The organism is Pseudomonas sp. Irchel s3h9 (genome assembly GCF_900187475.1).
Classification (GTDB): Bacteria; Pseudomonadota; Gammaproteobacteria; order Pseudomonadales; family Pseudomonadaceae; genus Aquipseudomonas; species Aquipseudomonas neuropathica.
On sequence record NZ_FYDH01000001.1, the window covers coordinates 407,889 to 428,896 of the forward strand.

Annotated in this window: 20 protein-coding genes and 1 riboswitch; of the genes, 14 read left to right on the plus strand and 6 right to left on the minus strand. The window is 60.5% G+C overall.

Features of this window, described 5'->3' with window-relative positions; genetic code table 11:
• Positions 1–72 precede the first annotated feature (72 nt).
• Genes CKW26_RS01765 through CKW26_RS01775 form a run of 3 tightly spaced genes read left to right on the plus strand, consistent with a single transcriptional unit; the run spans position 73 to position 2,614 of the window.
• The gene (locus CKW26_RS01765) at positions 73–1,047 is read left to right on the plus strand and encodes a glycosyltransferase (protein ID WP_095047266.1); all 975 of its coding nucleotides are present in this window, start codon (positions 73–75) and stop codon (positions 1,045–1,047) included.
• Positions 1,048–1,755, plus strand: coding sequence for a hypothetical protein (locus CKW26_RS01770; RefSeq protein ID WP_095047267.1), 708 nt, complete (start codon positions 1,048–1,050; stop codon positions 1,753–1,755). It abuts the gene before it with no gap.
• A 58-nt stretch (positions 1,756–1,813) separates the two neighbouring features.
• Positions 1,814–2,614: a hypothetical protein gene (locus CKW26_RS01775; protein ID WP_095047268.1), complete on the plus strand. Its 801-nt coding sequence runs from the start codon at positions 1,814–1,816 to the stop codon at positions 2,612–2,614.
• 4 nt (positions 2,615–2,618) lie between these two features.
• Here the strand turns inward: CKW26_RS01775 and CKW26_RS01780 are convergent, their stop codons facing one another.
• The 4 genes from CKW26_RS01780 to CKW26_RS01795 form a co-directional block, all read right to left on the minus strand.
• Positions 2,619–3,581 carry a metal ABC transporter ATPase gene (locus CKW26_RS01780; RefSeq protein WP_095047269.1) on the minus strand — a complete coding sequence of 321 codons (963 nt, stop codon included), beginning with the start codon at positions 3,579–3,581 and terminating at the stop codon, positions 2,619–2,621.
• A 31-nt stretch (positions 3,582–3,612) separates the two neighbouring features.
• On the minus strand, positions 3,613–4,425 hold the full coding sequence (locus CKW26_RS01785; protein WP_095047270.1) for an aldo/keto reductase: 813 nt from the start codon (positions 4,423–4,425) through the stop codon (positions 3,613–3,615).
• Positions 4,422–5,597: an FAD-binding oxidoreductase gene (locus CKW26_RS01790; protein ID WP_095047271.1), complete on the minus strand. Its 1,176-nt coding sequence runs from the start codon at positions 5,595–5,597 to the stop codon at positions 4,422–4,424. Before CKW26_RS01790 ends, CKW26_RS01785 begins: the two co-directional genes overlap by 4 nt.
• Before the next feature lie 202 nt (positions 5,598–5,799).
• Entirely contained in the window at positions 5,800–6,132 is a 333-nt protein-coding gene (locus tag CKW26_RS01795) for a multidrug efflux SMR transporter (RefSeq protein WP_016985677.1), read from the minus strand.
• A gap of 110 nt (positions 6,133–6,242) precedes the next feature.
• Between CKW26_RS01795 and CKW26_RS01800 the strand changes: the two genes are divergently transcribed.
• Both CKW26_RS01800 and waaA read left to right on the plus strand, forming a co-directional pair.
• Entirely contained in the window at positions 6,243–7,139 is an 897-nt protein-coding gene (locus CKW26_RS01800) for a LysR family transcriptional regulator (protein WP_093430146.1), read from the plus strand.
• Positions 7,140–7,150: 11 nt separating this feature from the next.
• Positions 7,151–8,425, plus strand: a complete 1,275-nt coding sequence (gene waaA / locus CKW26_RS01805; RefSeq protein WP_095047272.1) for a lipid IV(A) 3-deoxy-D-manno-octulosonic acid transferase — start codon at positions 7,151–7,153, stop codon at positions 8,423–8,425.
• A gap of 91 nt (positions 8,426–8,516) precedes the next feature.
• On the opposite strand, the gene CKW26_RS01810 is transcribed toward waaA, so the two are convergent.
• Complete coding sequence (locus tag CKW26_RS01810; RefSeq protein WP_093430148.1) at positions 8,517–9,950, minus strand: TolC family outer membrane protein; 1,434 nt, start codon at positions 9,948–9,950, stop codon at positions 8,517–8,519.
• A gap of 206 nt (positions 9,951–10,156) precedes the next feature.
• A riboswitch (TPP riboswitch) is annotated at positions 10,157–10,262 on the plus strand.
• 146 nt (positions 10,263–10,408) lie between these two features.
• Between CKW26_RS01810 and thiC the strand changes: the two genes are divergently transcribed.
• On the plus strand, positions 10,409–12,301 hold the full coding sequence (gene thiC / locus CKW26_RS01815) for a phosphomethylpyrimidine synthase ThiC (protein ID WP_095047273.1): 1,893 nt from the start codon (positions 10,409–10,411) through the stop codon (positions 12,299–12,301).
• A gap of 130 nt (positions 12,302–12,431) precedes the next feature.
• Positions 12,432–13,724 (plus strand): putative hydroxymethylpyrimidine transporter CytX, encoded by a 1,293-nt coding sequence (gene cytX / locus CKW26_RS01820; RefSeq protein ID WP_095047274.1) that lies wholly within the window; start codon positions 12,432–12,434, stop codon positions 13,722–13,724.
• On the opposite strand, the gene CKW26_RS01825 is transcribed toward cytX, so the two are convergent.
• Positions 13,693–14,439 (minus strand): RsiV family protein, encoded by a 747-nt coding sequence (locus CKW26_RS01825; protein WP_095047275.1) that lies wholly within the window; start codon positions 14,437–14,439, stop codon positions 13,693–13,695. The two genes, cytX and CKW26_RS01825, sit on opposite strands and share 32 nt — an antisense overlap.
• A gap of 228 nt (positions 14,440–14,667) precedes the next feature.
• On the opposite strand from CKW26_RS01825, the gene CKW26_RS01830 reads away from it, so the two are divergent.
• The 7 genes from CKW26_RS01830 to CKW26_RS01860 all read left to right on the plus strand — a co-directional run bounded on the left by CKW26_RS01830 (position 14,668) and on the right by CKW26_RS01860 (position 21,008).
• Complete coding sequence (locus CKW26_RS01830) at positions 14,668–15,285, plus strand: NUDIX domain-containing protein (protein ID WP_093430152.1); 618 nt, start codon at positions 14,668–14,670, stop codon at positions 15,283–15,285.
• A complete protein-coding gene (locus CKW26_RS01835) occupies positions 15,276–15,728 on the plus strand; it encodes a DUF1249 domain-containing protein (protein WP_034151669.1) in 453 nt (150 codons plus the stop codon). Before CKW26_RS01830 ends, CKW26_RS01835 begins: the two co-directional genes overlap by 10 nt.
• Before the next feature lie 99 nt (positions 15,729–15,827).
• On the plus strand, positions 15,828–16,643 hold the full coding sequence (gene cpdA, locus CKW26_RS01840; protein WP_095047276.1) for a 3',5'-cyclic-AMP phosphodiesterase: 816 nt from the start codon (positions 15,828–15,830) through the stop codon (positions 16,641–16,643).
• Positions 16,644–16,931: 288 nt separating this feature from the next.
• Positions 16,932–17,540 carry a YqiA/YcfP family alpha/beta fold hydrolase gene (locus tag CKW26_RS01845; RefSeq protein ID WP_095047277.1) on the plus strand — a complete coding sequence of 203 codons (609 nt, stop codon included), beginning with the start codon at positions 16,932–16,934 and terminating at the stop codon, positions 17,538–17,540.
• 50 nt (positions 17,541–17,590) lie between these two features.
• Complete coding sequence (gene parE / locus CKW26_RS01850; protein ID WP_095047278.1) at positions 17,591–19,498, plus strand: DNA topoisomerase IV subunit B; 1,908 nt, start codon at positions 17,591–17,593, stop codon at positions 19,496–19,498.
• A complete protein-coding gene (locus CKW26_RS01855; RefSeq protein ID WP_095047279.1) occupies positions 19,498–20,487 on the plus strand; it encodes an esterase-like activity of phytase family protein in 990 nt (329 codons plus the stop codon). The genes parE and CKW26_RS01855 overlap by 1 nt, the downstream gene beginning before the upstream one ends.
• Positions 20,484–21,008, plus strand: a complete 525-nt coding sequence (locus CKW26_RS01860) for a TIGR02281 family clan AA aspartic protease (protein ID WP_007915776.1) — start codon at positions 20,484–20,486, stop codon at positions 21,006–21,008. Before CKW26_RS01855 ends, CKW26_RS01860 begins: the two co-directional genes overlap by 4 nt.

The window sequence follows — 21,008 nt, forward strand, 5'->3', positions numbered from 1 at the left end:
ACCGTTTCCGTTGATGTAGGCAGCTTTGAATCCGATGCGCTTGCCTGCCTACGTCGCGTGGTCAATTAACCTATGAAAGTCATGCTCCTGGTGATGGACGAGCAGCGGGTCATTCTCGACCGGCTCTACGACATCGTGCAGCAGAACTGTGATGAGTGTTTCATCTATCGTTTGAGCAAAAAACAGCAGTTGAATCTGGGGTCGTTTCTGGCCTCGGTCGATTACCAGACTTTCGATCGCGTGGTGATTTTCTCCCGGGTCAAACGCCTGGCCACGCAACTGCAGGTGCTCAAATGCATCCCCGGGCTGGTCTTCCTTGAACACGACGCCTACCAGAACTACATGCCAGCGAGTAAATACCGCGGCGTGTATTCACGGCTCTACCGTCGCCTGCCGAGTTGCCGGGCGCTGGTGTCCGGTGCCGTGGTCGCGCGCAAGATGCTCGCTGAAGGCATCGACACGGTGTTTGTCTCCAAAGGTTATGACGAACAGATGCTGCACAACACCGGCGTCGAGCGGGACATTCCCATCGGTTTTCTTGGCAGCTTGAAAAGCACCGAATATGCCGAGCGCAAAGCCATGCTCGAGTCGCTCTCGCAGCGAACCGGGATGCTGGTGACCCGTACCAAGTCGGGGGCGGAATACCTGCAGACGCTCAATCGCATCAGGATTTTCGTCAGCGCCGACATCGGCATGAACGAGTTCATGATCAAGAACTATGAGGCCATGGCCTGCGGTTGTGTGCTGCTGGCCTGGAGTCAGGGCGAAGAAGACCGTCTGCTCGGCTTTGAAGACATGCACAACACCGTGTTCTACCGCAGCGAAGATGAAGCGGTGGAAAAGATCCAGTTGCTGCAGAGCGACCCGGAACTGGCAGAGCGCATCGCCCGCAATGGCCAGGAGTTCGCGCAAAGCCGTTATTCCTTTGCCCGTGTCGGTCAGGCACTGGCTACGGAAATCCAGCGTGAGATGCGCCCATGGCAGCCACCCTCGGCGTTCACGCGATTCTGGGTGAAGCTGCGTTACGGGATGAAGGTGCCAGTCTGAATGAAGGATCATCTATCGTCGCAACTCGGCGAGCACATGGCGCTGGATGCGCTGCCCGGTGGTGATCAGTCCGTACTGGGGGCGTTACCGACAGAACTTCTCGACTGTCTGAGCCGTGCACCTCGGGTGGTGCTGATTGCCAACAACCCGGCCATCACCGCGGCGGACTTTCAGGCGTTGAACATTGGCGCCGATGACGTCGTCGTCAGCTTCAATACCTGCATCAAAGCGGCGCTGCTCAACAAGCAGAGCGTCAATGTCTTTGTGCATGGCTACAACGCGCCGGACGCGTATTTTTTTGGTCTGCCTTACGCGCCGCCGGTACAGCAGATGTTCGAACAGGCGAGCGAACGTTGTTTCAGCATGCTGGTGGGCTGCGCCGCACCAATGTGTCCACTGCCACGCGTGGCCATGTATTGGGATCGCATTCCACTGCCGCCACTGTGGAACTACCCGGTCGATCGCCCGGGTGGCAAGCGCTACGTTGGGCCTTCTACCGGTTTCAACACGCTGGTGGTGTTCGACTGGTTGCGCGCTCATGCCGGTTATAACTATCAGCTCATGACCCTGGGGTTTTCCAACGAAGCAGGAAAACTGTGGGGCGGCCATGCCTGGGACTATGAGCGTGACTGGCTGCAAAAGTCGGACATCATTGTGGTGCCCCTGCAACCTCGTCGCTGGTGGCAAAAGCTGTTTCGGCAGAAGTAAGCGACATCGTCTGTCCGGTTGCCAGCAGGCCCGAACTACTTTCAAAAGGTGCTGTTGAGTGTTGAAAATTGCCGTGGCTTTTTTCGGGATCCCGAGAAATTCGCCGATCTGTTTCCCCTCCATCGAGCAGAATGTGCTGGCGCAGTTGCCTGCGGGCAGCGATGTAAAGTGCTTCTACCATCTGTACAAGATCGATGAGGTGCAAAACACGCGATCCGGTGAGAAAGGCGAACTGAAGGCGGACAACTACCAGCCATTCGAATCGATGACCGGCACACTCACCTCGACCGAGGGCGTGCTGGAGCGCTGGGATTTCGAACAGGTCAAAGCACAGGGCGATACCTGGGCAGATGACTTTGCGTCATTGCGCAATTTGATCTTTCAGCTCAACTCATTGCATACCGTGACCAGCATGATCGAGCCGTTCAATCCGGATTTCGTTGTGTTCGTGCGCCCGGACAATTTCTTTCACAGCGCATTGCCTGCCTATGTCTTCGCTCACCCCGAGGCTCGCAAGCACAACGCTTATATTCCCGACTGGCAGTGGTGGGGCGGGTTGAACGATCGCTTTGCGGTGTGCGGGCGCGATACTTATGTCGCGTACGGCAAGCGCATCGAGTGTATTTTCGACTTCTGCAAGGCAACAGGCCGAAAGCTGCATTCCGAACGCTTGCTTAAATATGCCCTGCAGCAGGTCGATGCCAAAATCTGCACGCTGCCGACGCAGGCATCGCGGGTACGCATTACCGGTGCATTTGCCGAGGAATCGTTCTCGCCCAAGCGTGGCATGGGCAAGCGCGAAAACCGCTACTTTCATTTCTTCGCCGGGTTGCGTACCTGGTGGGACCGTCGCCGCTAAACCGTTATTTACCGGTTTTCTTGCCCAGACCGACCAGTCGCAGCGCCTTGATACTCAGTTGCTTGAGTCCCTGACGCGGGGCCTTCGCCGGTTGCAGGCCCTGCTGCACCAACCAGTCCTTCCAGCGAATCCTCTCTTCGCGCACAACCCAGCCGGATTGTGTGGCAAAGCTCTCGGCCAGATAAAGACCCCGGGTGCTGGCCGGTACCAGTTTGTCGCGCTTGAGCGTGTACAACTCTGCCAGTGGCGCGCCGTCCTTGAGTGGCATCAAGTACAGGTCGGGCCGTTTGCGGTCGAGTCGGGCCACCAGTTGATCACCCTCCAGGCGTTCGTCGACGTGGAACAGGCTCAGGGACTTGGCTTCCTTGGGCACATCCAGACGCAAGTCGTAGATCAATTGCAGCGATGCGGTCGGCAGATGCACGTAGGCCCGTGGGCGTTCGAGCAATTGCAGATTGGCGCTACGTATCGGTCGCGCTGAGCCGGACAACGGGGTCAGGCGAAACGGCAGCGCTTCGCGATAATGCAGTGCAGCGGAGTAGGGCGCCGGCAGCCAGGTGTCGTTGAAACGTCCGCCGAGCCAGCCTTCCGGTGTTTCCAGCAAGCACTCTTCGGCAATTTCCTGAATGGCCGTGTGTAGCGGAATATTCAGTTCATGCGCCGGCACGTAACCGGAAATCAATTTGAGCACGACGTCGCCACGATCCTGACGGCGTTGGCGCACCAGCACCCAGTAATCGCGATTCTGCCAATGCAGGGTCAGGCGCACCGAGACCCCGAGGTTGGCCAGTTCCAGCGAGAAGCGCTCGGTGTCAGCCACGCTCACCGGTTTGCGCCGCTGCAAGGTCTGCGCAAAGTTCAGCGGCATGCCGACGCTCTGGTAGGTCAGACCTTCGGGGGTGGCTTCGACGTACAACGGCAGGGTCTTGAAGTTGCTCGGGTTCTTTCTGATGAGCGTGCGCGGCATATCGGCTCCTGCTTAAGGCCGCGAAGCGGCGTCAGTGACCACGTAGGACCTGGGCAACGGTCGCAACGTTGTGGGCGAGGTGCAGCGGATTGATCGTCCCGACAATAGCACTGGCCACGCCAGGTTGCGCGAACAGCAATTCGAAGCTGGCGCGCACCGGATCCACGCCCGGACTCAAACAGACGTGACCGCTGGCCAAGGCTTTTTTCACCAGAATGGCTTTGCCGTGGGCAGCAGCATAGTCAATGACAGCTTTCTCGTTTTGTTCGTTCAGATTGTAGGTGACCATCGCGCAGTCGCCTTGCTCCAGTGCTTTCAAGCCACCTTCGACGGTTTTTCCGGAGAAGCCGAAGCCGCGAATCTTGCCTTCGGCCTTGAGCGCCGCGAGTGTCGCGTAAACCTCTTCGTGCTCGAGGATCGCCATGTCGTTGCCGTCGGAATGCACCAGCACCAGGTCGATAAAATCGGTTTCAAGACGTTGCAGGCTGCGCTCCACCGACATCCGTGTGTGTGCTGCGCTGAAATCGTGTTGCGAGAGGCCATCGGCAAACTCTTCGCCGACCTTGCTGACGATCACCCAGTCTTGCCGCTGGCCGCGTAGCAGCGGGCCAAGGCGTTCTTCGCTGCGTCCATAAGCCGGAGCGGTGTCGATCAGGTTGATGCCCAGATCGCGGGCCTGACGCAGCAGCATGCGCGCTTCGTCGTCGCCGGGGATCTGAAAACCGTTGGGATATTTCACCCCTTGGTCGCGGCCAAGTTTGACCGTACCCAGGCCCAGTGGCGAAACCATCAGGCCGGTGCTGCCCAACGGTCGATGAAGGTCGTGCAGGTTGGCAATGGTCATGGCAGCAGTTGCTCCCAGGCTGGAACGCCCAGCGGTGGTTTTGGCAGCGCGGGCAATGGTTCGGTGGCTTGTGGCTGGATGCCGTCGCGCTCCAGGGCGGCGATGACCCGGTCAGCGAAGTCCGGCGCCAGCGCCAGTTTGGTCGGCCAGCCGACCAGCAAGCTGCCTTGCTCGGCAAGGAAGGCGTTGTCCGGGCGCGTCAGCCCGGTTTGCAGTGGCTCGGCACGGTCAACCCGCAGGGTCGCCCATTGCGTAGTGCTGAGGTCGATCCACGGCAACAACTGGGCGATCTCTTTCTGCGCGGTGGCAATCTGCTCGGCCGGCTCGCGGTTCACACCTTCGCTTTCGGCGATGTCGCCGCCCATATACCAGACCCACTGGCCGTCAGCGGCCGGATGTGTGGTCACAGTGATGCGCGGTTTGGTGCCGCCGCCCAGGCAGTGGGCGTACAGCGGCTTCAGACCTGGGCCTTTGGCGATGATCATGTGCAGCGGGCGGCGTTGCATGGCCGGCTGGTTCAAACCGAGGTCTTCGAGCAGTTGGGCAGTACCGGCACCGGCACTGAGGACAATACGCTGCGCGCGAATCTCGCGACCGTCGACTCGCAAACCAACCAGCACGCCCGCTTCCAGCAGTGGCTCGATGGTTTGTCCGGCGAGCAGGCCATCGCCGGCCAGATCGGCCAGGCGCTGGATCAGGCTCGGCACGTCGACTACCAGCTCGGCAAGGCGATAGACCTTGCCCTTGAAGCGTTTGTCTTGCAGGGCCGGCGGCAGTTGCTCGCCCTTGACCTGGTCGACCCGGCCGCGCACGGCCTTACTGGCGAAGAAACTGGTGAGGTTGCCCGCCAGAGTACCCGGCGACCACAGGTAATGGGCCTCGGACAGCAGGCGCACGCCGGACAGATCCAGCTCGCCACTGCCGGCCAGCGCTTCACGCCAGCGGCGTGGCATGTCGGCGATGGCTTCCGAGGCGCCAGTCAGCGCGCCGTGCAACGCGTACTTGGCGCCGCCGTGGATGATGCCTTGGGACTTCACACTCTGCCCGCCGCCGAGGCTGGCACTTTCCACCAGCACGGTCGAAAAACCCTGGCGGCGCAGACGCGCATTCAGCCAGAGGCCGGCGACACCAGCGCCGACAATCAGAACGTCGGTGGAAATAACGGATGGCATGCAGCGACCTCAGTGTTCAAGACGAGGGCGCAGTATACAGACTCGGGAAAGGGGCGGATTTGTCGATGATCAACAGGTTGAACATAGGGGCCAATGTGGGAGCGAGCCTGCTCGCGAAGAGGGAATGCCAGTCGACATATGTGTTGCCTGATACACCGCTTTCGCGAGCAGGCTCGCTCCCACAGGGGATTGTGTCTGGCAGTTAATGGCCGGCAGTCTTGGAGAACAGCTGAATCACGACGACGCCCAGCACGATCAACGCCATCCCGAGCATCGCCGGGATATCCAGTTTTTGCCCGTAGATGAACAGCGCCGCCACGCTGACCATCACAATGCCCATGCCGGCCCAGACCGCGTAGGCCACGCCAACCGGAACGGTACGCACCACCAGCGTCAGCATCCAGAACGCGATCGCGTAGCCGACGATGACCAGCACCAATGGCAGTGGCGTGCTGAAACCTTTGACCGCTTTCATCGACACGGTGGCGATCACTTCGGCGCAGATGGCAATGGCCAGGTAGGCGTAGGCGTTCATGGTTCAAATCCTCAATGTGAAACGTTGCTTGCTGAGGCGGCATTCTAGTGATTCGCCAGATGGGGTAAAGTCATTACCTATCTGTTACAGAGATGGGTTGGTGAATCAGCATGCAGTGGAATCTGGATCAACTGCGGGTGTTTGTCGACGTCGCCGAACACCGCTCGTTTTCCGCCGTGGCGCGCCAGCAGCGTAAAGCGCAGTCGGCGATCAGCAGCGCGATTGCCATGCTCGAAGATGACTTGGGCGTCAGCCTGTTCGAGCGTAGCAGCGGCCGTCAGCCAACGCTCACCGAGGCGGGCGAAGCGCTGTTGGAAGAGGCACGTGAAGTCCTGCGTCAATGCGAGCGCCTAAACGGTCGGGCGATGGCGATGCTGCGCGGCCAGGAAGCACAACTGCGCGTGGCGCAGGATGAGGCGATGCCCTATCAGGCGCTGGTGGAAAGTTTCGGTGAACTGGCCGAGCAGTTCCCTAGCCTGGAAGTGCAATTGACCAGCGCCGCGCAAGGCGAAGTCGCGCGCAAGCTGGTCGAGCGTCGTGCCGACCTCGGCCTGTTGTTCTATCACGATGAAATCCCCGAAGCACTGGAACGCCGCGTACTGGGCAGTGTGGAAATGGTCACGGTCTGCGGCATCAATCATCCGCTGGCGAAGCAGTCTTACGTGACCTGCCAGCAACTGGCGCAGCACCGGCAATTGTTGATGTCGACGCAAACCAGTGTCTATCCCGGCAACGAGCCGGCCAGCCCGCAGGTATGGCGCGCCGACAGTTTTTACGTGATGTCCGAATGGCTGGTGCGCGACCTCGGCTGGGCCTGGTTGCCCCGGCATGTGGTGCAGTACTCCGCGTATCAGGGCTTGATGGTCGAACTCGACAGCGAATGGACCCCGCCGGCACTGGTGGTGGAACTGGTCTGGCGCCGCGACGAACCGCTCGGCCCGGCCGCGCGCTGGCTGGCCGAACGTTTTGCCGTGCACTTGCGGGCGATCGGCGACAAAAGTCGATAAACTCCGCCGCCATGAATAGAACTCTCTACACCGCGCTGTTTTACCTGGGGCTGCCATTGGTGGCGATTCGGCTATGGCTGCGTGCGCGCAAGGCGCCGGCGTATGCCAGGCGGATTGGCGAACGTTTCTCCTACGGCATGCCGACGCTGCAACCCGGCGGCATCTGGGTGCACGCGGTGTCGGTGGGCGAAAGCATTGCTGCGGCGCCGATGATCCGCGCCTTGCTACAACGTTATCCACAACTGCCGATCACCGTGACCTGCATGACCCCGACCGGTTCGGAGCGGATTCAGGCGCTGTTCGCCAATGAGCCGCGCATCCAGCATTGTTATCTGCCGTACGACTTGCCGTGTGCGGCGGCGCGCTTTCTTGATCGCGTTCAGCCCAAGCTCGCGGTGATCATGGAAACCGAGCTGTGGCCCAATCACATTCATCAGTGCGCCAAGCGCGGAATTGCGGTGGCATTGGCCAATGGACGCTTGTCCGAGCGTTCCGCCAAAGGGTATGGCCGCTTCGGCAAACTGACCGCGCCGATGCTCGCCGAAATGAGTTTGTTCGCCGTGCAGACCGAAGCCGAAGCCCAGCGCTTCCGCGATCTCGGTGCGCGCCCGGAAACCGTTGAGGTCACCGGCTCGATCAAGTTCGACCTGACCATCGATCCGCAACTGCTGCAACGCGCAGCTGACTTGCGTGGCCAGTGGCAGGCGCTGGAGCGTCCGGTGTGGATTGCCGCCAGCACCCATGAAGGCGAGGACGAAGTGATCCTCGACGCCCATCGCCGCTTGCTGACCAATCACCCGAATGCGTTGCTGATTCTGGTGCCGCGTCACCCGGAACGTTTCAACTCGGTGTTCGAACTGTGCCAGCGCGAAGGCTTTACCACGGTGCGGCGTTCGACCGGCTCAAATGTCGATGCGCAGACGAGCGTGCTGCTCGGCGACACCATGGGCGAGTTGCTGTTTCTCTATGCCTTGGCGGACAGCGCGTTTGTCGGTGGCAGCCTGGTGGCCAATGGTGGGCACAATCTGCTGGAGCCGGCAGCCTTGGCCAAACCGGTGATCAGCGGCCCGCACCTGTTCAACTTCCTCGACATCGCCGCGCAATTGCGCGAAGCCGGAGCGTTGGCCGAGGTCGATGATGCCGAAGGGCTGGCGGTGGAAGTGCAGCGCCTGTTTGAGCTGCCGCGTGATGCGCAGCGTATGGCCGACGCCGGGCTGGCGGTGATGCGCCGCAATCAGGGCGCGTTGCAGCGTTTGCTGGATGGTTTGGGCCGACTGATCAAGTAAAGCAAAAAAGATCGCAGCCTTCGGCTGCTCCTAAATTGGAATACGTTTCCTGTAGGAGCTGCCGAAGGCTGCGATCTTTTGTTTTTAAGGCTTAAGGCCGGGCCTTCAGCTGTGCTTCGGCCGCCTTGGCCAGATCCGGTGGGAGGAAATCCTTGTCCGGGTTGTAGTCGGCTTTCAGATAACGCCGCAGATCTTCCAGATCCCCCGGATTCAACGTTCCCGCCGCCTGCTTCAAGCGCAGGTTGTCGAGGATGTAGTCATAACGCGTGTTGTTGTAGTTGCGCACCGAGGTGTACAGCTGGCGCTGCGCATCGAGCACGTCGACGATGTTGCGCGTACCGACCTGATAACCGATTTCCGTGGCTTCCACTGCGCTCTGGTTGGAGATGATCGACTGGCGACGCGCCTGCACTTGCTCGACGTCGGTGTTCACCGCGCGATGCAGGTTGCGGGTGTTCTCGACGATTTGCCGGCGCAGGGATTCGCGCTGTTGTTCGCTCTGATTCAGTTGCTCATACGACTGACGCACTTGCGAGCTGGTCAGTCCGCCGCTGTAGATCGGGATGTTCAATTGCAGGCCGACCGTGCTCTGTTCGACGTTGTCGCGATACGGCACACCGAAAGCGTTCGGGTTGGAAAAGCCGAGGGCGTCGTTGTCACCCTTTTCGTATTTGGCCACGGCATCGAGGGTCGGCAAGTGGCCGGCCTTGCGCTGCTTAAGGGTCTGCTCGGCGGAGCTGACGGCGAAGTTGCTCGCCAGCAGATTGAGGTTCTGTTTCGCCGCAGTATCGACCCACGCCTTGGCGTCGTTCGGCGCCGGCGGCAGGATCGGCAACGTGTGGACGATGCCCTGAATCGAGTTGTACTGGCGGTTGGTCAGGGTGATCAGCGCTTCGAAGGCATCATCGACCTGACGCTGGGCAACGATGCGGTTGGCCCGTGCGGTGTCGTAGCTGGCTTGCGATTGCAGCACGTCGGTCTTATCCGACAGGCCGACATCGAAGCGTTCGTTGGACTGGTCGAGCTGGCGCTTGAACGCGGCTTCTTCAGCCTTGGTCGAGGCGAGGTTGTCCTGGCTGCGCAGCACGTTGAAATAGCTTTCGGCCGATTGCAGGATCAGGTTCTGTTCGGTCGCCGAGAGTTGCAGTGCGGCTTGTTCGTTGACGTCCTTGGCCGCTTGGTACTGGAACCAGCGATCAGCGCGGAACAACGGCTGGGCCAGAGTTGCTTGGTAGGAGTGAGCGCTGCGGTTGGCAGTGGCCGAGGGCTGATCGATTGAGGTCCGCACATTGGCCACTTCGGCACCGCCCGACAGGTTCGGCAGCAGGCCGGCGCGGGCCTGTGGCACCACTTCTTTCTGTGCGCCGTACTGCGCGCGGGCGGCGGCCAGATCGGCGTTGTTGTCGACCGCCTCCTGATAGACGCTGACCAGATCGGTTTTGGTCGACAAGGGCGCTTCTGCTGCCCAGGCCATTGCGTTGGACGCACAAGACACGGCAAGAGCCAGTGAGAGTTTGCGCAGCATGAGGCGATCCCTAGCATTAATATTATGGAAGTAATCCGGGCGCCAAAGGTAAGGCGCAGGCCCCACAGCGTCAAGGCGTGGCGGGGCAAAGCGAGTGTAGTTGCGCATTTGCCTCACAACAATCGGCCAAGCCCCTGTATTTATGCCATTCATCATGGTGTTTGCTGCGGTGTTGGCGTTCTTTGCCGGTTGTGTCTAGACTGGCCGGGTTCTTGTCGGGGTGCCTTGCTATGAGGCTGAGATCGAATAATTTCGGATCCCGTTGAACCTGATCAGGTTAGCGCCTGCGTAGGGAACAAGATTTCTCGTCACCCGGCGAGTCCTCTTGTGCTTCGTCCGGGAAATTGTTCGACAATCGAACGCTCGACGACGATGCACAGCACCGGTCCTGGTGCGTCCGTGCCTTTCAGGTTCTGCTCCGACAATCCACTGCCTGGATGCTGTCTGGAGAGCCCGTGATGACGACTACAAAATCAAAAAACGCGATCAACCTGAGTGACTCGGCCAAGGTCGACGAGCAATCGGTCAAGCCGTTCACCCGTTCGCAAAAAGTCTACGTTCAGGGCTCGCGCCCGGACATCCTCGTGCCGATGCGCGAAATCACCCTCGATGTGACCCCGACCGACTTCGGCGGCGAAATCAACGCGCCGGTTACCGTTTACGATACCTCGGGGCCCTACACCGATCCGAACGTGGTGATCGACGTCCGCAAAGGCCTGGCCGATGTGCGTTCGGCGTGGATCGACGACCGTGGCGACACTGAGCGTCTGGCCGGCCTGAGTTCCAACTTCGGTCGCGAGCGCCTCGCCGATCCTGAATTGACCAAGCTGCGCTTTGCCCACGTCAACAACCCGCGCCGCGCCAAGGCCGGGGCCAACGTCACGCAAATGCACTACGCGCGTCAGGGCATCATCACGCCCGAGATGGAATTCGTCGCCATCCGCGAAAACATGAAACTTGAAGTGGCCCGCGCCGCCGGCCTGCTGGATCAGCAACACCCGGGTCACAGCTTCGGCGCCAGCGTGCCGAAAATCATCACCCCGGAATTTGTCCGTGAAGAGATCGCCCGTGGCCGCGCAATCATTCCGGCCAACATCAACCACACCGAACTGGAACCGATGATCATCGGCCGTAACTTCCTAGTGAAGATCAACGGCAACATCGGCAACAGTGCCTTGGGTTCGTCCATCGAAGAAGAAGTGGCGAAACTGACCTGGGGTATTCGCTGGGGCGCGGACAACATCATGGACTTGTCCACCGGCAAACACATTCACGAAACCCGCGAGTGGATCATCCGCAACTCGCCGGTGCCGATCGGCACGGTGCCGATCTATCAGGCGCTGGAAAAAGTCGGTGGCGCGGCCGAAGACCTGACCTGGGAGCTGTTCCGCGACACGCTGATCGAGCAGGCCGAGCAGGGCGTCGACTACTTCACCATTCACGCCGGTGTGTTGCTGCGCTACGTGCCGCTGACCGCCAAACGCGTGACCGGTATCGTTTCCCGTGGTGGTTCGATCATGGCCAAGTGGTGCCTGGCGCATCACAAGGAAAACTTCGCCTACACGCATTTCGAAGAAATCTGCGAAATCATGAAAGCCTATGACGTCAGCTTCTCGCTGGGCGATGGCTTGCGTCCGGGTTCGATTGCCGACGCCAACGATGCCGCGCAATTCGGCGAACTGGAAACCCTCGGCGAACTGACCAAGATCGCCTGGAAGCACGACGTGCAAACCATGATCGAAGGCCCAGGCCACGTGCCGATGCAGTTGATCAAAGAGAACATGGACAAGCAGTTGGAGTGCTGCGACGAGGCGCCGTTCTACACCCTCGGCCCACTGACCACCGATATTGCGCCGGGCTACGACCACATCACCTCGGGTATCGGTGCGGCAATGATCGGCTGGTTCGGTTGCGCCATGCTCTGCTACGTGACGCCTAAGGAACACTTGGGCTTGCCGAACAAGGATGACGTGAAGACCGGGATCATCACCTACAAGATCGCCGCCCACGCAGCGGACTTGGCCAAAGGACACCCGGGTGCACAGATTCGCGACAACGCCTTGAGCAAGGCGCGTTTCGAATTCCGTTGGGAAGACCAGTTCAACCTCGGTCTGGATCCGGACACCGCGCGTTCGTATCACGATGAAACCCTGCCGAAGGATTCGGCCAAGGTCGCGCATTTCTGTTCGATGTGCGGGCCGAAATTCTGCTCGATGAAGATCACTCAGGAAGTCCGCGAATACGCGGCCAACCAGCGGATCGACGCGGTCGACGTGGACATCGCCCAAGGCTTGGCGGAACAGGCCGAGCGGTTCAAGAAGGAAGGCAGTCAGCTGTACAAAAAGGTTTGACCCCGTACTGATCGTTCCCACGCTCCGCGTGGGAATGCAACCCGTGACGCTCCGCGTCCCTAGAGGCATTCCCACGCAGAGCGTGGGAACGATCACAACACAACAAAAATGTCCCTCTGAGATAACACCCTTGAGCATTCAACCCAGCACCTATTCTCCCGACCTCGCCGTACCCGCCGACAAGCGTGTATTCGGCGGTCGCGATCTGTTTTCCCTGTGGTTCTCCCTCGGCATCGGCCTGATGGTTTTGCAGACCGGCGCATTGCTCGCGCCAGGTCTGGGTCTATCCGGTTCGTTGCTGGCGATTTTCCTCGGCACGTTGGTCGGCGTACTGTTGCTGGCCGCCGTCGGCGTGATCGGCAGCGACACCGGCCTGTCGTCGATGGCCGCGCTGAAACTCAGCCTCGGCAGCAAGGGCGCGAGCCTGCCGGCGCTGCTGAATTTGTTGCAACTGATCGGTTGGGGCTCGTTCGAAATCATCGTCATGCGCGACGCCGCCAGCCTGCTCGGCACCCGCGCGTTCAGCGAAGGTTCGGTGTGGTCGAACCCACTGTTGTGGACACTGTTTTTCGGAGCGTTGGCGACGTTGCTCGCCGTGAGCGGACCGCTGACTTTCGTACGGCAGATCCTGCGCAAGTGGGGCATCTGGCTGTTGCTGGCGGCGTGCCTCTGGCTGACCTGGAACCTGTTCGCCAAAGCCGATCTGGCCGATCTCTGGTCGCGTGCCGGTGACGGTTCGATGCCATTCGCCGTGGGCTTCGACATTGCTATCGCGATGCCGCTGTCGTGGCTGCCGCTGATCGCCGATTACTCGCGTTTCGGCAAGCGCGCGAAGAATGTGTTCGGTGGCACTGCGGTCGGTTTCTTCATCGGTAACTTCTGGCTGATGAGCCTTGGCGTCGCCTACACCCTGGCCTTTGCGCCAAGCGGTGAAGTCAACGCGCTGTTGCTGGCTCTTGCTGGCGCCGGTCTGGGCATTCCGCTGCTGCTGATTCTGCTCGATGAGTCGGAAAACGCCTTTGCCGACATTCACTCTGCTGCGGTATCGAGCGGGATTCTGTTGCGCCTGAAAGTCGAACATCTGGCCTTGGCCATCGGCGTGATCTGCACGCTGATCGCATTGCTGGCGCCGTTGGCGCAATACCAGAACTTCCTGCTACTGATCGGTTCGGTGTTTGCGCCGCTGTTCGGCGTGGTGCTGGTGGATCACTTCATCCTGCGCAAGCGCAGTGCTCAGGTCGCGTCAGCCGCGTTGCGCTGGCCGGCGTTGTTGGCGTGGCTGGGTGGCGTGAGCACCTACCACTTGCTGGCGAATCTGTATCCGGATGTCGGCGCAACCCTGCCGGCGCTGGTGCTGGCAGGGCTGTTGCAACTCGTGCTGGGCCGGGCCTTCAGTTACGGCCGGGAAACAGCTCGGGCTTGAGAATGCCGTTCAGACGCGGGTAAGGAATCTTCAGTTCGACGTGGCCCAGTGCGTAAGGCGCGATGGTGGTCACGTCGTATTTGAGGATCACGCCACCATAGGTCAGCGCCACGTTCGGGGTTTTCACGAACGGCCAGTTCGCCACGAACTCCGGCTCCTGATCGAGCTTGGTGCTGATCAACCAGCTGTTGTGCGCGACTTGCGCCGCTTTCCAGAATGCCTCTTCCTGACCCGGCATCAACATGTCGGACAGGTTCAGCACCTTGTGCTGCTGACGCGAATAGTTGATGAAACCCCGACCCGGTGTGCCATGCGCACCGCCAGTGTCGAGGTAGCTCGACACCTCGATGATCACCAAGCCGTCATGCTGCTCGCGTACTTTCGCTTGCAGGTAGCTGCTGTTGCGCGGCCCGGCATTGGCCAGAAACTGATCGCGGTAGACCGCCAGGGTTGGCGCCACCGGGGCGTTTTTCTCGGTGCGGGTCATTTGCAGCAGGCGTTTTTCGATAATGCCGTCCAGCGCAGGTTCGGCCGGGAAGCGCAGGGTGTCGATGTTCACCAGCGGGCAATCCGGGTTGGAACAGCCCGGTTTCAGTTGTTCCGAAGCATCGCGGGTGGTTTCCAGCGGCGTACGGTAATTGGGCTGGAACAGGCTGGCGCACGCGCCCAGAGTCAGGGCGATGGCGGCCACGGAGGCAATTTTGAAAAGCGACATGGGCGTCCTTTCGAAAGCAGGGGAAGGCAAAAAGATATCCGCTTCGACTCTCGCAGAAGCAGTCAGTTCGCCACTAAGCTAATTAGAGTGGGTTTCGCCTCCACCGTCCATCCCGCTGACGGTAAAGGGGCTGCATCAAACCGTTCGGGCGCGTTAGGATGGCGCGAAGTCGAGGTTGCCAGTCACCAACTGCAACCTCGTAATGGATCTGCAGTAAAGAGGATGCTCATGACTGATTTTGCCAACGCCATTCCGACCACCGTCGACGTCGTGCGACGCGAGCGCTGCTACGAGGGTTTTTACAAACTCGATCGTTTGCACCTGCGCCATGAATTGTTCGCCGGTGGCATGAGCCGCGAGATCAACCGTGAAGTGTTTGTGCGTCACGATGCGGTGTGCATGTTGCCCTACGATCCACAGCGCGACGAAGTAGTGTTGATCGAGCAGTTCCGCGTCGGCGCCATGGGCAAGACCGACAATCCGTGGCTGGTCGAACTGGTCGCTGGTCTGATCGACAAGGATGAACAACCGGAAGAAGTTGCTCACCGCGAGGCGCAGGAGGAAGCTGGGCTGGACATCAAGGCCCTGTGGCCGATGACCAAGTATTTCCCGTCGCCGGGCGGCAGTAACGAGTTTGTGCATTTGTATCTGGGGCGTTGCAGCACCGAAGGCGTTGGCGGCCTGCATGGCCTGGAAGAAGAGGCAGAAGATATCCGCGTCACGGTCTGGGCTTTCGAAGATGCCTTGCAGGCCGTCCGTGACGGTCGCATTGCCAACGCGGCGAGCATCATCGCCTTGCAATGGCTGGCGCTGAACCGCGCCGAAGTGAGGGGGTTATGGTCGTAAACAAGCTGCGCGATCGTTATCGAGTCGACCTCGTGGGGCTGCAAGCCGCCTGCGAGGCCAACTACGCGCGCCTGATGCGACTGGTCCCGGACATGCGCAACGAACCCGAGGCGCGGCGCATCGCCGTCACTCAGGGCGAGCAGATGCTCGGCGTATTGGCCCTCGAAGTGCTACAAACCTGCCCGTACACCACCACTTTGCAGGTGCGTCAGGAACACAGCCTGCCATGGCTGCCGGTGCCGCAGCTCGAAGTGCAGGTCTATCACGACGCACGCATGGCCGAAGTGGTCAGCGCCGAACATGCACGACGCTTTCGCGGCATCTATCCTTACCCGAACGCGGCGATGCATCAGCCGGATGAAAAGGCTCAGCTCAATCTGTTCCTGGGGGAATGGCTGAGTCACTGTCTGGCGTTGGGGCATGAGTACGAAGTCGTACGCTAGTTGTGAACTGCGTCAGGTTCGGCGGTTTCCTCTTTCACTGATCCCCCAGCATAATTGCGGCACTTGATCGATTCCGTGCTTTTGCCTTGGGAGAGCGCCTTGCCGAGCGTATCCACGTTGACCTCCGCCGATACGGCGCTGCTGGTGCAGTTGTCCGACAGCCACTTGTTCGCTGAAGCGGACGGCAAGCTGCTGGGCATGAACACTCGCGAGAGCCTGCAAAAGGTCATTGAATTGGTGCTGGGGCAGCAGCCGCAGATCGATCTGATTCTGGCCACTGGCGATATTTCGCAGGACGGCACGCTGGAGTCGTATCAGCAGTTTCGCCAGATGAGCGCGCAGATCGCTGCCCCGGCGCGCTGGATTCCCGGCAACCACGACGAACCGATGATCATGGCCCAGGCCGCAGTGCAGAGTGCCTTGCTGGAATCGGTGGTCGATATCGGTAACTGGCGGGTGACTTTGCTGGATTCGGCGGTGCCGGGTTCGGTGCCGGGGTTTCTGCAGGACGATCAATTGCAACTGCTGGTCCGCTCGCTGAGCGAAGCGCCGGAGCGCCATCATCTGGTGTGCTTCCACCATCATCCGGTGTCGATTGGTTGTGCGTGGATGGAGCCGATCGGTTTGCGCAATCCCGAGGCATTTTTCGAAGTGCTGGATCGTTTTCCGCAGGTTCGTGCGGTGCTGTGGGGGCATGTGCATCAGGAGATTGACCGTGAGCGCAATGGCGTGCGGTTGATGGCTTCGCCTTCGACGTGCATTCAGTTTGAGCCGGGGAGTGTGGACTTTAAGGTGGGTGAGCAGGCGCCGGGGTATCGCTGGTTGCGGTTGTTGCCGGATGGGCGGTTGGAAACCGGGGTTGAACGTGTCACCGGTTTCGCCTTCACTGTCGATTACGGCTCCAACGGCTATTGAGCGACAAATCAAAACCCTCACCCCAGCCCTCTCCCGGAGGGAGAGGGAGCCGACCGAGGTGTCTGGCGTCATCCATCGACCTGAAAGAATGTGTCGATTATGGATTCGCTGAAGCTCGCTCAAGTCGGTGTAGCACTTGAATATCCCCCAATCAGTCCCCTCTCCCTTTGGGAGAGGGCTAGGGTGAGGGCAGCTCCTGCTGAATGACCAATTTCTCGAAACCACCCCCAATCCGCTCTTCTCTCCCTGTAAACTCCGCAAACCCAAACCGACACCCAGGGAGCTCAAATGTCCGGTTCGATCCTCTATATCCACGGTTTCAACAGCGCCCCAGCCTCGAAAAAGGCCTGTCAGCTGGTAACGGTGATGGAGCAACTGGGTTTGAGCGACAAACTGCGTGTCCCGGCCCTGCATCACCACCCGCGTGAAGCCATCGGTCAGTTGGAACAAGCGATTGCCGAACTGGGCAGCCCGCTGCTGGTGGGAAGCTCACTCGGCGGCTACTATGCGACTCACTTGGCCGAGCGCCATGGCCTGAAAGCCCTGCTGGTCAACCCTGCGGTCAGCCCGCACCGGATGTTCGACGGCTATCTGGGCCCGCAGAAAAACCTGTATACCGATGAAACCTGGGAATTGACCCACGACCACGTCACAGCCCTGGCCGAACTGGAAGTGCCGGCGCCGCAGGATGCGCAGCGTTATCAGGTGTGGTTGCAGACCGGCGATGAAACACTGGACTATCGCCTCGCCCAGCAGTATTACCGCGCCTGCGCCTTGCGTATTCAGGCCGGCGGCGACCACAGTTTTCAGGGTTTCGCCGGGCAATTACCGGCGTTGCTGAGTTTTGCCGGCATTGGCGCCGATTTGTATCAGGCCATCGATTTCTCCGCATTGTGAGCTGTGGCCCCATGAATTCTTTTTTCACCGAACATTGACGACGAGACCCTATGGCCACTCCCAGCGCTAGCTCTTATAACGCCGACGCCATCGAAGTCCTCTCGGGCCTCGACCCGGTGCGCAAACGCCCCGGCATGTACACCGACACCAGTCGGCCGAACCACCTTGCCCAGGAAGTGATCGACAACAGTGTCGACGAAGCTCTGGCGGGTCATGCCAAATCGGTGCAGGTCATCCTGCACGCCGACCATTCGCTGGAAGTCAGTGACGACGGCCGTGGCATGCCGGTCGACATTCACCCGGAAGAGGGCGTGTCGGGTGTCGAGTTGATCCTCACCAAACTCCACGCGGGCGGCAAGTTTTCCAACAAGAACTACCAGTTCTCCGGCGGTCTGCACGGCGTGGGTATTTCCGTGGTCAACGCCTTGTCGACCGAAGTCCGTGTGCGCGTAAAACGTGACGGCAACGAATACCAGATGACCTTCAACGACGGCTTCAAAGCCTCGGAACTGGAAATCGTCGGCACCGTCGGCAAGCGCAACACCGGCACCAGCGTGTACTTCGCGCCGGATCCGAAGTATTTCGATTCACCGAAATTCTCCATCAGCCGCCTCAAGCACGTGCTCAAGGCCAAGGCTGTGCTGTGCCCGGGGCTGCTGGTCAGCTTTGAAGACAAAGGCACTGGCGAGAAAGTCGAGTGGCATTACGAAGACGGTCTGCGTTCCTATCTGGTCGACGCGGTCAGCGAATTCGAACGCCTGCCGGACGAGCCGTTCTGCGGCGCTTTCGCCGGTAATAAAGAAGCCGTCGACTGGGCCCTGCTGTGGCTGCCGGAAGGTGGCGACGCGGTGCAGGAAAGCTACGTCAACCTGATCCCGACGGCGCAGGGCGGTACTCACGTCAACGGTCTGCGTCAGGGCCTGCTCGATGCGATGCGCGAGTTCTGCGAATTCCGCAGCCTGCTGCCGCGCGGCGTGAAGCTGGCGCCGGAAGACGTCTGGGAGCGCATCGCGTTCGTCCTGTCGATGAAAATGCAGGAACCGCAATTCTCCGGCCAGACCAAAGAGCGTCTGTCATCGCGTGAAGCGGCGGCGTTTGTCTCTGGTGTGGTCAAGGATGCGTTCAGCCTGTGGCTCAACGCCAACCCGGAAACCGGTCTGGCCCTGGCGGAACTGGCGATCAACAACGCCGGTCGTCGTCTTAAGGCAAGCAAGAAAGTCGAGCGTAAACGCGTCACTCAGGGGCCAGCGTTGCCGGGCAAACTGGCTGACTGCGCCGGGCAGGACCCGATGCGTTCCGAGCTGTTCCTGGTCGAAGGTGATTCCGCTGGTGGTTCCGCCAAGCAAGCGCGGGACAAGGAATTCCAGGCGATCCTGCCGTTGCGCGGCAAGATCCTCAACACCTGGGAAGTCGACGGCAGCGAAGTGCTGGCCAGCCAGGAAGTGCACAACATCGCCGTGGCCATCGGTGTCGATCCGGGCGCGGCGGACATGAGCCAGCTGCGTTACGGCAAGATCTGCATCCTCGCCGACGCCGACTCCGACGGTCTGCACATTGCCACGCTGCTCTGCGCCTTGTTCGTCCAGCATTTCCGCCCGCTGGTGGATGCCGGTCACGTCTACGTGGCGATGCCGCCGCTGTACCGCATCGACCTGGGCAAAGAAATCTACTACGCCCTCGACGAAGCTGAGCGCGACGGCATTCTCGACCGTCTGGTCGCCGAGAAGAAACGCGGCAAACCCCAGGTCACCCGATTCAAAGGTCTGGGTGAAATGAACCCGCCGCAGTTGCGTGAGACCACCATGGACCCGAACACTCGGCGCCTGGTGCAACTGACACTGGGTGAAGACTTCGCTGAAACCTCGGAAATGATGGACATGCTGCTGGCGAAGAAACGCGCCGGTGACCGCAAGACCTGGCTCGAATCCAAAGGCAACCTCGCCGAGGTGCTGGCCTGATGCGGTTTGGCTGGGCCTTGGCGGGTGCGTTGCTGCTGAGTGCGATGGGCGTGTCGGCCGAGCCGGTGCAGGAGTTGCGCGTGCTCTCCGAACACCCGGTCGACGGCATGCGCGGCGGTAACCTGTCGGGGCTGGCCATGTGTGGCAGCGAGTTGTGGACGGTGTCGGACCGCGATGACGATCAGATTTACCGGCTCAATACCGCCGATCAGGTCTGGCAGGCCGAAGCCTTGCACATCGAAGTGCCCCTGGTGCCGGAGACCGGCCTGCCTTGGGGGCTGCGCTCGCGCAATTGGGCCGCATCGTTCGTGCGCGGGGGCGACCTGGATTTCGAAGGCATCAGCTGCGACAGTGCCGGCAATCGCTACATTGTCAGCGAGGGGCATGCGGCAGTCTTGCAGGTGCCCGTCAGCGGCCCGGTCAGTTGGCTGAAGATCTCGCCGATGATGGTTCGCGAAGCGCGGGCCAGCGGCATGCTCCTGCATTTCAATGCGATCTTCGAGGGCTTGGCGATCAATCCGGCGGGTGATCAGATGTGGCTGGCTGCCGAACGGCAAAGCCGTGGCTTGCTGCTGATCAAGCGCCAACAAACGGTGTGGGATTGCGACGGTCGTTGCGTGCTGCTCAGCGAGGGCGGCAAGGAAATGCAACCGCCGCAGTTCCCGAAGGCCAGAGCGGTCGACCGGGACTTTTCCGACCTTTCATTGTTTAACGGCAAATTGTTTACCCTTGACCGCAACGCCTTTCAGATTTGTCGGCGCGATGCGCAGACCGCCAAGGTCGAGCGGTGCTGGTCGTACGCCGCTGAATTGTTGCAGGCCAACCGCCGTTATTCGCAGAACTTCGGTCTGGAAGAGGCGCTGATCGTTGACGCTGATGGTGCGTGGGTCGGCGTCGACAATAATTTCGGCCCGCGCGCCGACGGTGAGGTTCGGCCGATCGTCTGGCGCTTCGCCGCGCCTGACGGTGGCTGGAGCGCCAAGCCTTGAGCCAGCAACCTCCGGGCAAACGTGCCGGTCGGGTGCTGATGATTCTGGCATGGTGCGCGGCGCTGTTTCTGGCGACGCGGTTTTTTGGCCAGTGGGAGCAACGCCAGCAGAATCCGAATGTCGTGGTCAGTTCGGAGCAGGGCGAAGGGTTTATCGAGGTGAAGCTGGCCGGCAATGCCCAAGGGCATTTTGTCGCCAGCGGTCAGATCAACGGCGAACCGGTCGAGTTCATGCTCGACACCGGCGCAACCGATGTGGCGATCCCGGCGGATCTGGCCAAGCGTTTGAAGCTGGAAGAAGGTTTCGGTGTGACCCTGAGCACGGCCAATGGCCTGAGCCAGGGCTATCGAACCAAAATCGACCGCCTGCAACTGGGTGACATCGTGCTGCGCGACGTCCGCGCACTGGTGGCGCCGGGGCTGCATGGCGATCAGGTGCTGCTTGGAATGAGCGCCCTGAACAAACTTGAATTTACTCAGCGCGGTGGCACCATGCTGCTGCGCCAGACAACGAACCGATGA

What these genes read in the sequence shown, in the direction of transcription:
- CKW26_RS01835 (WP_034151669.1), top strand. Translation starts at nt 15,276, where the DNA reads ATGGTCGTAAACAAGCTGCGCGATCGTTATCGAGTCGACCTCGTGGGG.
- thiC (WP_095047273.1), top strand. Translation starts at nt 10,409, where the DNA reads ATGACGACTACAAAATCAAAAAACGCGATCAACCTGAGTGACTCGGCC.
- waaA (WP_095047272.1), top strand. Translation starts at nt 7,151, where the DNA reads ATGAATAGAACTCTCTACACCGCGCTGTTTTACCTGGGGCTGCCATTG.
- CKW26_RS01800 (WP_093430146.1), top strand. Translation starts at nt 6,243, where the DNA reads ATGCAGTGGAATCTGGATCAACTGCGGGTGTTTGTCGACGTCGCCGAA.
- CKW26_RS01825 (WP_095047275.1), bottom strand. Translation starts at nt 14,439, where the DNA reads ATGTCGCTTTTCAAAATTGCCTCCGTGGCCGCCATCGCCCTGACTCTG.
- CKW26_RS01795 (WP_016985677.1), bottom strand. Translation starts at nt 6,132, where the DNA reads ATGAACGCCTACGCCTACCTGGCCATTGCCATCTGCGCCGAAGTGATC.
- CKW26_RS01810 (WP_093430148.1), bottom strand. Translation starts at nt 9,950, where the DNA reads ATGCTGCGCAAACTCTCACTGGCTCTTGCCGTGTCTTGTGCGTCCAAC.
- parE (WP_095047278.1), top strand. Translation starts at nt 17,591, where the DNA reads ATGGCCACTCCCAGCGCTAGCTCTTATAACGCCGACGCCATCGAAGTC.
- CKW26_RS01845 (WP_095047277.1), top strand. Translation starts at nt 16,932, where the DNA reads ATGTCCGGTTCGATCCTCTATATCCACGGTTTCAACAGCGCCCCAGCC.
- CKW26_RS01830 (WP_093430152.1), top strand. Translation starts at nt 14,668, where the DNA reads ATGACTGATTTTGCCAACGCCATTCCGACCACCGTCGACGTCGTGCGA.
- CKW26_RS01790 (WP_095047271.1), bottom strand. Translation starts at nt 5,597, where the DNA reads ATGCCATCCGTTATTTCCACCGACGTTCTGATTGTCGGCGCTGGTGTC.
- CKW26_RS01785 (WP_095047270.1), bottom strand. Translation starts at nt 4,425, where the DNA reads ATGACCATTGCCAACCTGCACGACCTTCATCGACCGTTGGGCAGCACC.
- CKW26_RS01855 (WP_095047279.1), top strand. Translation starts at nt 19,498, where the DNA reads ATGCGGTTTGGCTGGGCCTTGGCGGGTGCGTTGCTGCTGAGTGCGATG.
- CKW26_RS01765 (WP_095047266.1), top strand. Translation starts at nt 73, where the DNA reads ATGAAAGTCATGCTCCTGGTGATGGACGAGCAGCGGGTCATTCTCGAC.
- CKW26_RS01780 (WP_095047269.1), bottom strand. Translation starts at nt 3,581, where the DNA reads ATGCCGCGCACGCTCATCAGAAAGAACCCGAGCAACTTCAAGACCCTG.
- CKW26_RS01770 (WP_095047267.1), top strand. Translation starts at nt 1,048, where the DNA reads ATGAAGGATCATCTATCGTCGCAACTCGGCGAGCACATGGCGCTGGAT.